The organism is Phyllobacterium calauticae (assembly GCF_019991125.1).
Taxonomy (GTDB): domain Bacteria; phylum Pseudomonadota; class Alphaproteobacteria; order Rhizobiales; family Rhizobiaceae; genus Phyllobacterium; species Phyllobacterium calauticae.
This window is the reverse complement of the sequence record NZ_JAGENB010000001.1, coordinates 100,635-113,282: the sequence shown is the minus strand read 5'-3', so window position 1 is coordinate 113,282 and position 12,648 is coordinate 100,635. Positions and strand designations below refer to the sequence as shown.

The 12,648-nt window shown below is 60.3% G+C and carries 16 protein-coding genes; 10 read left to right on the top strand and 6 right to left on the bottom strand.

Features of this window, described 5'->3' with window-relative positions; genetic code table 11:
* From J1W56_RS00710 to J1W56_RS00700, 3 genes are all read right to left on the bottom strand, one after another.
* Nucleotides 1–258, bottom strand: coding sequence for a hypothetical protein (locus J1W56_RS00710; protein WP_105736147.1), 258 nt, complete (start codon nt 256–258; stop codon nt 1–3).
* A gap of 103 nt (nt 259–361) precedes the next feature.
* Nucleotides 362–784, bottom strand: coding sequence for a TIGR02301 family protein (locus J1W56_RS00705; protein ID WP_374042756.1), 423 nt, complete (start codon nt 782–784; stop codon nt 362–364).
* A gap of 31 nt (nt 785–815) precedes the next feature.
* The gene (locus J1W56_RS00700) at nt 816–1,247 is read right to left on the bottom strand and encodes an NUDIX hydrolase (RefSeq protein ID WP_223611268.1); all 432 of its coding nucleotides are present in this window, start codon (nt 1,245–1,247) and stop codon (nt 816–818) included.
* Between the two features lie 125 nt (nt 1,248–1,372).
* Here J1W56_RS00700 and J1W56_RS00695 point away from each other — a divergent pair, with 125 nt between their 5' ends.
* Nucleotides 1,373–2,137, top strand: coding sequence for an SOS response-associated peptidase (locus J1W56_RS00695; RefSeq protein ID WP_223611267.1), 765 nt, complete (start codon nt 1,373–1,375; stop codon nt 2,135–2,137).
* A 41-nt stretch (nt 2,138–2,178) separates the two neighbouring features.
* A complete protein-coding gene (locus J1W56_RS00690; protein ID WP_223611266.1) occupies nt 2,179–2,793 on the top strand; it encodes a LysE/ArgO family amino acid transporter in 615 nt (204 codons plus the stop codon).
* Here J1W56_RS00690 and J1W56_RS00685 read toward each other — a convergent pair.
* Nucleotides 2,770–2,934 carry a hypothetical protein gene (locus tag J1W56_RS00685; RefSeq protein ID WP_223611265.1) on the bottom strand — a complete coding sequence of 55 codons (165 nt, stop codon included), beginning with the start codon at nt 2,932–2,934 and terminating at the stop codon, nt 2,770–2,772. The genes J1W56_RS00690 and J1W56_RS00685 overlap by 24 nt on opposite strands.
* Nucleotides 2,935–3,319: 385 nt before the next feature.
* On the opposite strand from J1W56_RS00685, the gene cysS reads away from it, so the two are divergent.
* From cysS to rarD, 5 genes are all read left to right on the top strand, one after another.
* Nucleotides 3,320–4,777, top strand: coding sequence for a cysteine--tRNA ligase (gene cysS / locus J1W56_RS00680; protein WP_223611264.1), 1,458 nt, complete (start codon nt 3,320–3,322; stop codon nt 4,775–4,777).
* Nucleotides 4,778–4,958: 181 nt separating this feature from the next.
* Nucleotides 4,959–5,342 carry an endonuclease domain-containing protein gene (locus tag J1W56_RS00675; RefSeq protein WP_223612364.1) on the top strand — a complete coding sequence of 128 codons (384 nt, stop codon included), beginning with the start codon at nt 4,959–4,961 and terminating at the stop codon, nt 5,340–5,342.
* Nucleotides 5,332–5,835 carry a GFA family protein gene (locus tag J1W56_RS00670; RefSeq protein WP_223611263.1) on the top strand — a complete coding sequence of 168 codons (504 nt, stop codon included), beginning with the start codon at nt 5,332–5,334 and terminating at the stop codon, nt 5,833–5,835. The genes J1W56_RS00675 and J1W56_RS00670 overlap by 11 nt, the downstream gene beginning before the upstream one ends.
* Nucleotides 5,832–7,445, top strand: a complete 1,614-nt coding sequence (gene cimA, locus J1W56_RS00665; RefSeq protein WP_223611262.1) for a citramalate synthase — start codon at nt 5,832–5,834, stop codon at nt 7,443–7,445. Before J1W56_RS00670 ends, cimA begins: the two co-directional genes overlap by 4 nt.
* Nucleotides 7,446–7,558: 113 nt before the next feature.
* Complete coding sequence (rarD, locus tag J1W56_RS00660) at nt 7,559–8,518, top strand: EamA family transporter RarD (RefSeq protein ID WP_374042755.1); 960 nt, start codon at nt 7,559–7,561, stop codon at nt 8,516–8,518.
* On the opposite strand, the gene J1W56_RS00655 is transcribed toward rarD, so the two are convergent.
* Entirely contained in the window at nt 8,507–9,517 is a 1,011-nt protein-coding gene (locus J1W56_RS00655) for a CorA family divalent cation transporter (protein WP_223611261.1), read from the bottom strand. The two genes, rarD and J1W56_RS00655, sit on opposite strands and share 12 nt — an antisense overlap.
* 21 nt (nt 9,518–9,538) lie before the next feature.
* A complete protein-coding gene (locus J1W56_RS00650) occupies nt 9,539–10,144 on the bottom strand; it encodes an LOG family protein (RefSeq protein WP_223611260.1) in 606 nt (201 codons plus the stop codon).
* A gap of 338 nt (nt 10,145–10,482) precedes the next feature.
* Here J1W56_RS00650 and J1W56_RS00645 point away from each other — a divergent pair, with 338 nt between their 5' ends.
* The 3 genes from J1W56_RS00645 (at nt 10,483) to J1W56_RS00635 (ending at nt 12,646) form a co-directional block, all read left to right on the top strand.
* Nucleotides 10,483–11,754 carry a LysM peptidoglycan-binding domain-containing protein gene (locus tag J1W56_RS00645; protein WP_223611259.1) on the top strand — a complete coding sequence of 424 codons (1,272 nt, stop codon included), beginning with the start codon at nt 10,483–10,485 and terminating at the stop codon, nt 11,752–11,754.
* A 14-nt stretch (nt 11,755–11,768) separates the two neighbouring features.
* Nucleotides 11,769–12,179 (top strand): hypothetical protein, encoded by a 411-nt coding sequence (locus J1W56_RS00640; protein ID WP_223611258.1) that lies wholly within the window; start codon nt 11,769–11,771, stop codon nt 12,177–12,179.
* A gap of 131 nt (nt 12,180–12,310) precedes the next feature.
* Nucleotides 12,311–12,646 carry an ArsR/SmtB family transcription factor gene (locus tag J1W56_RS00635; RefSeq protein WP_223611257.1) on the top strand — a complete coding sequence of 112 codons (336 nt, stop codon included), beginning with the start codon at nt 12,311–12,313 and terminating at the stop codon, nt 12,644–12,646.
* The last annotated feature ends 2 nt before the right edge of the window (nt 12,647–12,648 follow it).

Genomic DNA, 12,648 nt, shown 5'->3' with positions numbered 1-12,648 from the left:
TTATTGCAGGACGCGATTCGAAGAGAATTCACCCGCAGAAATACGTTCGCGCAGCACCTCGAGCAAGGCCAGCGCGGACACTTCGCCGTTATCCCTGATCAATTCGGTCAGCGCGGTCGCAAATGCAGCTTCGGCCATGATCTCGGGCTCGATACCTTCAAGAGTGCCATCTGCCCAGACTTCATTCTGATATTCGATCGCAACCAGCTTTTTTTCTTCTGCAACCAACTTATCGAGGTCCGCCGATGTCATGTTCATGATTATACCATCCTTGGCCGAAGCCAATTCTTAAACTGCCGCTAAACAATACCATACGTTTTGCTTAAAATGCGGTCCTTTGGCTTCAACAGTTAAAGCCTGGTTAATTTCCATAGCCCGATATGATCTCCGAAGAAAGCCTTTCTCCTTCGGTCTGGTAGCGGTCAATCGCCGCAATCGCCTGGCTCGTGCACGCCGTATAGGTCTCGGTAAACGTCCGGTAGCCGCGGTTGAAACTGGCCACCAGCCGTGCCCGGCGGGCAGGGTCCGGATTCTCCGCCGCCAGCAGCGAATCCATCCGGTCGCGCCACTGGCTGCTTTTTTCGCCGCAGATGTTGCGCAGCGAATGAATGGAGCCGAGAATTTCCGCCAGCCGGATCAGCTTTGTTTCATACAACGGGTCCACCGCGTGGGCGGGACCCGCGCTGACGATCGCCAACAGAAATGCTGATATCAATGCTCTGCGGCGCACGTCTTGACCCTGTGGCGGTGGAATCCCCTGCAGACGGTTGTGGCCGGAAAGCAAGGCGTCTTCAAGGCGCAATGCGGCAATACCCTCAACTTTTGAAGGTTCGCGCCAGAGCGTGGGCCATGTCGAGCACGCTGGCGGTGACATCGAAGCCGGCCATTTCCTCGACTTTCAGCCAGTGGACCGCCGCCGCGTCGTCGGCGGCAATGGCCTCGCCCCGGGGATCATGCGCCAGGAAAACCGCGAGGCGATAGGGCCGGGGGGCGGGGAATTCCGGGGTCGAATAATCGAAGACAACCGTGTCGAGATAGGACACCTCCGTCGCGCGGATGCCGGTTTCTTCGAACAGTTCGCGGATGGCGGCGGTATCAGGCGCTTCTCCCTCTTCGCGCCGCCCGCCGGGGAAGGCCAGCCAGCCCTTGGCGGGTTCGCGCCCGCGCTCCACCAGGAGGAAAGCCTCGTTGCGGATACAGACGGCTGAAACGCCGTCAACATCGGGGGAAAGCGGAATCTGTGCCATATGTCAGGGGTATGTCGCGGCTGGGGCTTTGACAAGAGCATCGTGCAACATCCCGCAAACTCCACCTTGACCCGGCATCGAAAAACCGGATGATCGCCACTCCAATTCAAATAGGCTCTCATTGCATGTGCGGACGTTTTGCCCTCCTCGGAACCCCGGAAGAGATCGAAGCCCTGATGGGGCTGATGGATGTCGAAGCCTTTCCGGCCCGCTACAATATCGCGCCGACACAGCCGGTGCTGATGATCGTCTCGGGCGAAACGCCGCCGCCCGGCAGCAACCGCCCCGACCGGCGGGCGCTGCTGGTGCGCTGGGGGTTCATTCCCGGCTGGGTCAAGGACACCGCCGATTATCCGCTGATGATCAATGCCCGTTCGGAAACCGCCATCGACAAGGCATCGTTCAAAACAGCCATGCGGCATCGCCGTGCGCTCATTCCCGCTTCGGGCTTTTACGAATGGCGCCGCGACGGCAAGAACAAGTCGCAGGCCTTCTGGATCCGTCCGAAACACGGCGGCGTCATCGCCTTTGCCGGCCTGTATGAGCCATGGGCCAATGCGGAAGGCTCGGAAATGGACACGGGCGCGATCCTGACCACCAGCGCCAATGAAACGCTGCGCCCCATCCATGACCGCATGCCCGTCGTCATCGAACCCAAGGATTTCAGCCGCTGGCTCGACTGCAAGACCCAGGAGCCGCGCCATGTCGCCGATCTGCTGAAACCGGCCCAGCCGGACTTTTTCGAGGCGATACCGGTGTCCGACAAGGTCAACAAGGTTGCCAATATGGGCCCGGACATTCAGGAACGGGTGGTCGAAGGGGCTTTTGAGGTCAAAAAACCGCTGCGGCAGAAGCCGCCCGAGTCCGACGATCAGATGAAGCTGTTCTGACCGTCCATCCGAGCCTCCCATTCAGATTTCAGGATTTTCCCATGTTTTCCGCCGCTTTGTCCGGTTTCCTTCTCGGTGCCTCGTTGATCATCGCCATCGGCGCGCAGAATGCCTTCATTCTGCGCCAGGGGCTTTTGCAGGAGCATGTTTTCATCCTGTCCCTGATCTGTGCGCTGTCCGATGCGCTGCTGATCACCGCCGGTGTTGCCGGTCTCGGCACGCTGATTGCCCAGTCCCCCAAGCTGATTTCTATGGTCACGCTTGGCGGCGCGGCGTTCCTGTTCTGGTATGCATCGGTGGCGTTTCGCCGGGCGCTCAAGCCGGAGGCCATGCAGGCGGCGCGCTCGGGCGGGGGCTCGCTGCAGGCGGCCATTGCCACGGTTCTGGCGCTGACCTTCCTCAATCCGCATGTCTATCTGGATACGGTGGTTCTGCTGGGCGGCCTGTCGGCGCGTTTTGAAGGCGCCAACCGCGCGGCCTATGGCGCCGGAGCTGCGGTCGCCTCGTTCGTCTGGTTTTTTGGTCTCGGCTATGGCGCTAGACTGCTGCAGCCGGTTTTTGCCAAGCCGGCCGCATGGCGTGTCCTGGACGTCCTGATCGGCCTTGTCATGGCCGGGATCGCCCTCAGTCTGTTAGTCCGTTTCCTGCACGGTTGAAACGATCAGCAGCGGCCGCTGGCGCGGCTTGGTCAAAACGGCGGCCTGAACGGCAGCCGGGCCAATCGCACGGTATTGTGCGGCCAGATGATCGGCGAAAACGGTGTCGCGGGCTTTGGCCGCTACGGAAGTGTTGGTCATGGGTCCGGTCCTGTGTCGCGGGGACAATTCCCCTCTGTTCTGGGGTGCAGGAATCCCGGTCAATTCCGCCGGAAAAAAGGCACATTCCGGGAGGATTTTGGGCTTTCCGGTTAATTTGAATTAACCAGTTCAAACCCGATAAATTTGCCACACCCGGCCGCTGGCAAGTTGCGCTTGACCTTGCGCCCCGGCTCAATCATAAATGCAATCATGAAAACGTCGTCCGTAACGATTATTACCTGTCGGATTATTATCAGCTAGCGCTTCGCTGGCCCCGGCCGTTTTCGTCTCAAAATTCGCTCCAAAGATGTGAAACGCACCGGTCGCCAGACCAGCGCCGTGATATGCGTTTTTACCGTTGCAACCCGAATTTGAGATCAAAGACATGCCGCAGACCCTGAGCCTCTACAACACGCTCACCCGCACGAAGGAAGACTTCGTGCCGATCGATCCGAAAAACGTGCGCATGTATGTCTGCGGTCCGACCGTCTACGACTATGCCCATATCGGCAATGCCCGCCCGGTGATCGTCTTTGACGTTCTGTTCCGGCTGCTGCGTCATCTCCATGGCGAGGCGCAGGTGACCTATGTGCGCAACATCACCGACGTGGATGACAAGATCAACGCCCGTGCGGCGCGCGATTATCCCGGCCTGCCGCTCAACGAGGCGATCCGGATTGTCACCGACAAGACCAATGCGCAGTTTCAGGCCGATGTGAAGGCGCTGGGCAATCTCGAGCCGTCGGACCAGCCGCGCGCCACGGATTACATCCGGGAAATGGTCGCAATGATCGACCGGCTCGTCGAGCGGGGCGTCGCCTACGTTGCCGACGGCCATGTGCTGTTTTCGCCCTCCGCGATGAATGCCCGCAAGGGCCCGCGCTACGGGCTGCTCGCCCGCCGCTCGTCCGATGACATGCTCGCCGGCGCCCGCGTTGACGTGGCGTCCTACAAGCGCGACGAGATGGACTTTGTCCTGTGGAAGCCGTCGAAGGTGGATGAACCGGGCTGGCCGTCGCCGGCGGGCATCGAAGGGCTTGGCCGCCCCGGCTGGCACATCGAGTGCTCCGCCATGGCGATGGCCAAGCTGCTCGAGCCCTTCGGCGGCGGGCTTGCCTGCGACGATCCGATGAAGAACGTCTTTGATATCCATGCCGGCGGCATCGATCTGGTGTTCCCGCACCATGAGAACGAGATCGCCCAGTCGTGCTGCGCGCTGGGGACCGAGCGCATGGCCAATATCTGGATGCACAACGGTTTCCTGCAGGTCGAAGGCCAGAAAATGGCCAAGAGCGCCGGTAATTTCTTCACGATCAACGAGCTGCTGCAAACGACAGTCTTTGGTGAGCGCAAGTGGCCGGGCGCGGTGCTGCGTCTGGCCATGCTGATGACCAATTACCGCGAGCCTATTGATTTCACCGTCAAGCGGCTTGAGGAAGCGGAGAACATCCTGCTCAAGGCGCGCGAATATGTCGGCGATGCGCCTGTCGGCACGATCCCGGATGATGCGATCACCATCCTGTCGGACGATCTGGCGACGCCAAGCCTGATCAACTGGCTGGCATCGATCCGCAAGTCCGGCTCGGTCAGCCCGTCGGATTACCACGCGGCATTTGCCCTGCTCGGTGTTGATGTGGCGGGACAAACGGCCGCCAGCCTGTCCGACGCTTTCAAGGTGGAGCTCGATGCCAAGATCAACGAGCGGTTGTCTCTGCTTGCGGCGAAAAGCTTTGCCGAGGCTGATCGCATCCGCAATGAGCTGTTGGAACAGGGCATTCAGCTGAAGGACGGCAAGGACCCGCAGACCGGTGAGCGCGTGACAACCTGGGAGGTGAAGCGGTGACATTGGCGCTGTTTCACCCCCCTCTGTCCTGCCGGACATCTCCCCCAAAAGGGGGGAGATCAGCTTTCATGGCTGCCGTCGTACAATCTGAGAGTTTGAACATTGTGGGTAAACACCGATGTCGATGTGATCTCCCCCCTTGTGGGGGAGATGTCCGGCAGGACAGAGGGGGGTGAGTACCATGCCGTCACATACACCTGTTCCCCGCAAAATTCGGAGCAATGCCAAGGCAATGCGCCGGGCATTGACGGATGCGGAACTGAAGCTCTGGAATGCGGTTCGTGCGCACCGGCTGATGGGGCTAAGCTTTAAAAGGCAGATGCCCGTTGCCGGTTACATCGTTGATTTTGCTTGTCCTTCACATCGTGTGATTGTTGAGCTTGATGGCGCGCAGCATGCTGAAGATGATCATTTGATCTATGATCTGGGCAGAACCCACCGGCTGGAAGCCGATGGCTGGGTCGTCCTGCGTTTCTGGAATGACGATGTCTTGCGGGATATCGAGGGCGTGTGTCAGCACATTGTCCGTGTTGCGCTGAAGGGGAGTGACAGCCATGAGTCTTGATAACAGGCCCGTCTATAGCGGCGGCTGTCAGTGCGGCGCGGTGCGGTTCCGCGTTGAAGGTGCGCTGACCGATACCTCCATCTGTCATTGCCGCATGTGCCAGAAGGCTTTCGGCAATTTCTATGCGCCGCTGGTTTCCACCAGGACGGCGCACCTGGAGTGGACGCGCGGCGCGCCAAAACGCTTCCGCTCGTCCAATCACGTCCAGCGCGGCTTCTGCGCCGCTTGCGGCACGCCCCTGACCTACGAGGCGCCCGACGGCGTCGCGCTGGCCATCGGCGCCTTCGACCACCCGGAGGAACTGGCGCCGATTGTGCAATGGGGTATCGAGGACAAGCTGCCCTATGTCGATGATCTCAGCCGGTTGCCAGGCCACAGGTCCGATGGCGATCCGGAATCGATCGAATTCCTGAAAACAATGGTTTCCAACCAGCATCCCGATCATGATACGGATGCATGGCCGCTGGGGCCGCTGGGGGAGGCGGGCAAGTGACAAAAGAACGCGTTTATCTCTTCGACACGACGTTGCGCGACGGGCAGCAGACGCCGGGCATCGATTTTTCGGTCGAGGACAAGAAGGTCATTGCCGATATGCTCGATGAGTTCGGCCTCGACTATGTCGAGGGCGGCTATCCCGGCGCCAATCCGACCGACACGGCCTTCCTTGCGGAAAAGCGGACCAAGCGGGCAAAGTTTGCCGCTTTCGGCATGACCAAGCGCGCCGGTGTCTCCGTGTCCAACGATCCGGGGCTGGCGGCGCTGATCCGCTCTTCGGCCGATGTCGTCTGTTTTGTCGGCAAGAGCTGGGACTACCATGTCCGTGTCGCGCTCGGCTGTACCAACGAGGAGAACCTCGAATCCATCGATACCTCCGTCCGGGCGGCGGTCGCGGCGGGCAAGGAAGCCATCGTTGATTGCGAGCATTTTTTCGACGGCTACAAGGCCAACCCGGACTATGCCATGGCCTGCGCCAAAACCGCCTATGAGGCCGGGGCGCGCTGGGTGGTGCTGTGCGATACCAATGGCGGCACGCAGCCGAATGAAGTTGGCGCGATCGTCCGCGCCGTCACCAAAGCCATACCCGGCGACCACCTCGGCATTCATGCCCACAACGACACAGAGCAGGCGGTTGCCAATTCGCTCGCTGCCGTCGATGCGGGCGTGCGTCATATCCAGGGCACGCTCAATGGCATCGGCGAGCGTTGCGGTAATGCCAATCTGATCACGATCATCCCGACGCTGGCGCTCAAGCCCGCCTGGTCGGACCGCTTCGAAACCGGCATCAGCGCCGAAAAGCTCAAGGGCCTGTCGCGCCTGTCGCGCAGTTTCGATGAACTGCTCAACCGCGCGCCCAATGCGCAGGGCGCCTTTGTCGGCGCTTCGGCTTTCGCCACCAAGGCGGGCATTCACGCCTCCGCGCTGATCAAGGAACCCGCGACCTACGAACACATACCGCCGGAGACTGTCGGTAACCGCCGCAAGGTCATGGTGTCCGATCAGGGTGGAAAATCCAACTTTATCAATGAGCTGGAGCGGCGCGGCATTCCCGTTGCAAAAAACGATCCGCGCCTCGATACGCTGATCGCGCTGGTCAAGGAGCACGAGGCTGAAGGTTATGCCTATGAGGGCGCCGATGCCAGTTTCGAGCTGCTAGCCCGCCGCACGCTCGGTACGGTGCCGGAATTCTTCAAGGTCGAATCCTTCCGCTGCATGGTCGAACGCCGCTTCGATGCCAATGGCAATATCAAGACCGTTTCCGAAGCCGTGGTCCGCGTCGAGGTTGATGGCGAGCAGCGCATGTCCGTGGCGGAAGGGCATGGCCCGGTCAATGCGCTCGATCTGGCCTTGCGCAAGGACATGGGGCGCTACCAGCACGAGATCGACGATCTGGTGCTGGCGGATTTCAAGGTGCGTATCCTCAATGGCGGCACGGAAGCCATCACCCGGGTTCTGGTCGAATCGACGGATTCCAGCAATGTGCGCTGGTGGACGGTGGGCGTTTCCGACAATATCATCGATGCGTCGTTTCAGGCGCTGATGGACTCAATCGTCTATAAATTGATGAAAAATCGCGATCTCGCGGGCAAAATCGCTGCCGAGTGAGCCGGTTTTTTCGATTTTTGGATGAAATTGATTCCAAATCATCAAGGGCGTTGATGGGATGATCAGCCGAATTCGATAGACGTTTCCGGCCGGTGGTCGTAGAGCATCGCCGCATGAGTGAACAGATCAATCAAAGCGGCCTTGGGGCTGGAGCAATCGCAGCTGAAGCAGGGCCGGGAATGTCCGACGGCAGGAAAGGCTTTATCTTTGCGCTTTCCGCCTATCTGCTGTGGGGCATCCTGCCGTTCTATCTGAAAGCCGTGGCTTACATGCCGGCGCTGGAAGTGGTGGCGCACCGCATCGTCTGGTCGGTTCCCATTGCCGGTGCCGTGCTGTGGTGGCTGGGCCGTTTCGACGATCTGAGAACCGCGCTGACAACGCCGCGCATGCTGGCCATGGCCACCTTGACGGCGACGCTGATCACCATCAACTGGGGCACCTATGTCTGGGCCATCGGCGCCGGGCACGCCATCGACACGGCGCTCGGCTATTACATCAATCCGCTGGTGAACGTGGTGCTCGGCAGTATTTTCCTGTCGGAAAAGCTGACGCGCCCGCAGATGGTGGCGGTCGGCCTTGCGGCCTGCGCGGTTGTGCTCCTGACCATTTCATCCGGCGGCCTGCCGTGGATTTCGCTGGTTCTCGCCTTCAGCTTCGGTTTCTATGGCTTCTTCCGCAAGACCTTGCCCATCGGCCCGACGCAAGGCTTCATGCTGGAAGTGCTGATCCTGTCCATTCCTTCGCTTGGCTTCATTGCCTGGACCGTGGCACAGGGCACGAGCCATTTCGTCAATGGCGGCAGCCATGATATCGGCCTTCTCCTGTTTGCCGGTCCGGCCACGGCCATTCCGCTTATTCTCTACGCTTTTGGCGCAAAACTCCTGCGCTATACCACCATCGGCCTGATGCAGTATCTCGCGCCGACCATCGTGTTCCTGTGCGCCATCTTCGTGTTCAAGGAGCCATTCTCCAACAGCCAGTTCATTGCCTTCGCGCTGATCTGGGCGGCGCTGGCGATCTACACCTGGTCGATGCTGCATGAATCGCGCAAGGCGAAGGCTCTAACGCCCTGATCCGCCGATCCTGCGGACGACCAGGTAGACCATGGCCGAAATGATCACGGCGAGCAGCGCCACCACCCAGAAGCCATGCGCGCTGTTGGCGAAGGGCAGGCCCGGCGTGTTCATGCCGAACAGCCCGGTGATGACGTTGCTCGGCAACAGCACGGCGGTCATGACGGAGAGCACGTAGAGAAAACGGTTGGACTGATCGGTCATCTTGGCCAGCAGTTCGTCCTGCAGCAGCCTTGCGCGCTGCTGCAGCTGTTCGCCTTCCGCATGCAGCGTTGCCGCGCGGATCGACAGGCCTTCGATCAGATCGTCCAGATCTTCGGGCAGGGCGCGCCGGTCCGCATGGTCGATATGGCGGAACAGGCTGGTCGCAGCCGTGAGATAGCGGTGAAACACCACGATCTGGCGGCGCACAGGCACCAGCCGTTCGCGCTCGCCCTGCCATTTTTCGCTGACGATGTGGTCCTCGATGGAATCGAGCGTTTCCGAAAGCCGGTTGATCTCGGCCTTGAGCAGGTCGAGAAAGCGCCGGAATATCGCGTTGAACAGTGCGATCGGCGCGGCCGGCCTGATCTTGCCGCGATTGATGGACTGGCGTACGTCATCCACCGATTGCAGCGGGTGCCGGCGGCCGCTGATGAACAGGTTCCTGTCGAAGGCAAAGCGGAAATAGCCGAGCTCGCGCGGATCGCCATAGTGCTCGTGCTGCAGATCCGGCAGTTCACCGAACAGCCAGCCGTCTTCGAAGCTGATCTGGCATTGATCGCCGGAGGAGAGAAAGGCTTCGCGCACGCTGTCCGGCAGGCTCTTGTCCGCTTCGAGGCTGCGCCGGGCGCGCGCATCGGCCAGCGCATAACTTTTCCAGGTCCATGCCTTGTCCGATACGGCGGCGGGTTCGGACAGCAAGGCGCCATCGCTGCCGAACCGGTAGGATATGACAAAGTCGTCCTGGGGGAGAAGCTTGGCGTCGGGGGCGGGATCTAAGCTCAGCGTTTGAACCATGAAATCCCCGCTCCTTTGCTTCTACAGCCGTTCGATGATCGCTTCGTCGCCGTCCCGGTCGCCTCTTGCGGCTGCTTTGAGGATCGCCGGAACGATATCTTCCGGGCGTTCTACCACAAGCGGATTGACCAAATGTGACGTATGCACGAAGCCTTCCGCCTTCATGTGATCGATGAGGGCAAGCATCGGATTCCAGAACCCGTTGATGTTGGCGAACACCATCGGCTTGCGGTGGCGCCCGAGCTGCGCCCAGGTCATGATCTCGACGATCTCTTCCACCGTGCCGATGCCGCCGGGCAGGGTGACGAAGGCGTCGGAGCGCTCGAACATCTTGTGCTTGCGCTCGTGCATGTCCTCGGTGACGACCAGTTCCGACAGCTGGCCGAGCGCATGCTCGGTGGCTTCCTTGTTCATCAGGAACTTCGGAATGATGCCGGTGACCTTGCCGCCCGCCGACATGACACCATCGGCAACGGCGCCCATGATGCCCTTCGTGCCGCCGCCGTAGACCAGCTCAAGCCCGTTTTCGGCAATGGATTTGCCCAGCATCCTGCCGCTCTGTTTGTAAATCGGATCGCGGCCCGGAGACGAGCCGCAGTAAACGCAGATGGATTGAATCTTGCTCATTTGAAAAGTGGTGCCTTCTGTGCGGTGAAACGTCAAGCCGCTGCGGATGCGACAAAAGCCTCGAATTGCGAATCTGGTAGAATAATCACAAAGAATGAGGCTGAATCTAAACGGTTTTCTTGTGGCAGAGCACAAAAGGCGCTAGTGGAACGAATTTGACATTCGCATTCCGTTTGACATCATCTGCAACATGCGAATGTCAAATTCAAAGTTCCACTAGAATCATAGACTTGCTAGTGGTCCTTTGATTCTGACATTTGCTTATTTGGCTTGTATCAATGGGGGGCAAATGTCAGAATCGGACCACTAGAGCAAAAGAACAAAAGGGTTGGGGATCGATGGTCAAGAACAAGTTTGCACTATTGGGGTTTGGCGTTGTTGTCGCCGTGGGGCTGGCTGCTGCCTATCTGGGGTTTGTTCCGGGTAAGCCGACTTCCAATACGTCGGCCGTAACGGCGAGCGGAAACGCACCTGCGCCAGCCGCGCAAACGCCCGCCGCAAAACCGGCCGAACAGCCGCAAGCTGCACCTTCGACCGACACGACGGCACCGGCTGCCGCGCCAGCCGCAGGCACGACGACGCCGCAGGTTGAAGCGGCCGAGGGCAAGCCGGGTGCTCCAACCTTCGATGTGCTGCGCGTTGACCCCAAGGGAACGATCGTTCTGGCGGGCAAGGCTGCCAACAATGCCAAGGTGGACCTTCTGGCCCGCGGCGATATTCTTGGAACCACCAAGGCTTCGCCCAATGGCGACTTCGTCATCGTCCTCGATGATCCCCTGAAGCCCGGCGATTACCAGCTGGTCCTGCGCTCGACGGCACCCGATGGCAGCGCCATGACATCGCTGGAAACCGCCATCGTCTCCATCCCCGAAACCAAATCGGGGCAGGTCCTGGCGCTTGTCGAACAATCCGGCCAGCCGAGCCGGCTGATCACCGTGCCGGAAGCTCCGGCAGGTCAGGCTGCTTCCAACCAGCCGGCGGCCGCAGCGGCTCCCACCGGCGACAAGCCGGCCAAGCAGCCCGTCGCCAAGGCCCGCATCGTTGTCGAAGCGGTGGAGATCGAAGGCAGCAAACTGTTCATCGCCGGCATTGCCGATGCCGGCTACACGGTCAAGGTCTATGCCAATGACAATCTCATCGGCTCGACCAAGACGGGCGCCGACGGCCACTTTCTCGTGCAGACAACCCGCGACCTGCCCGTGGGCGACTATATCATCCGTGCGGACATGGTGGAAAAGGACGGCGTGACCGTCATTGCCCGCGCCGCCGTGCCGTTCAAGCGCGAGGCAGGCCAGCGCGTGTCGGCCGTCGCACCATCCGCAACGCCCGCACCGGCCGCAACGCCGCAGGCTTCGACCGAAGCAGCCCCGGCTGCCGGCAGTGAACAGGCGTCGGGCGCCGATACGGCCAAGCCGCTTCGCAATGTCGATGGTTCGGTCATCATCCGGCGCGGCGACAATCTGTGGACGATTTCGCGCCGGACCTATGGTGCGGGTGTGCGCTATACGACGATCTATCTGGCCAACAAGGAGCAGATCCAGAACCCGAACAGGATTTTCCCCGGACAGGTCTTTTCATTGCCGGAAAAGGACAAGCCGGCGCCGCAATAGCGGAGGACGGACGGGTGGCATTCGCGATCAAAGCCGAGATTCGCGATCCGCAGGCGGAAATGTTCGCATTCACCGCGCAGAAGACCATGTATGGCGGCAAGCATATCGCCGCTGGTGACACGGTCTTTCTCTTCGCCAGCGAGAACGAGGGCGGGCAGGGGCTTGTTGCACGCGGTGTCGTCATCTCAGCCGAAGCCGTCGCCAGGAAGAGCGGCGTCATCAGGCAAACGCCGCGTGTCAGCGTTGTGATCCGGCGCAATGCCCGTGCCACGCGTCCGCTCGGCAGGCGGGAACTCAAGCATCTGACCGACTGGAAAGATGGTGAGCCCGGTACGGAACTCAACTTCAAGTTCTACCGCCAGGCAACCGACAAGATCGTCGGAATCTCGGATCGGACGGCGGCGTTTCTCGACGGCTTTTTCTGAAGCTTAAGCGTTGGATATGCTCCAAAACCGCACCCGCATGGCATGGATGACCCGCTTTAACCCTTGCATTGGAAAATTATATCGTTTATCGCCGATGAACGATGAAATGCAGCAACCGATTTCAACAGGCGATGTCAGATGCGGAAACGGCGCGGATTCTCACCGCGCTCGCCCATCCCGCGCGCCTGCGCATTGTCCGGCAGCTGGCCGGGCTGAACGCCTCCTGCTGCAAGGATATTGTCGCAACGCTTGATCTGGCGCAGTCGACCGTATCGCAGCATCTGAAAATACTGGTCGATGCCGGTCTGGTGAATTACCGCCAGTCCGGTCAGAGTTCCCATTACAGCATCAATCCGGACGCCTTTGCCGATGTCGCCGCCCTTGTCGGCGATATGGCCAATCTCTGCTGTCCGCCCGATACCATTGTGCCGGCAGCGCGGGTAGCCGCTGCGGCCATCAAGGAATAGCC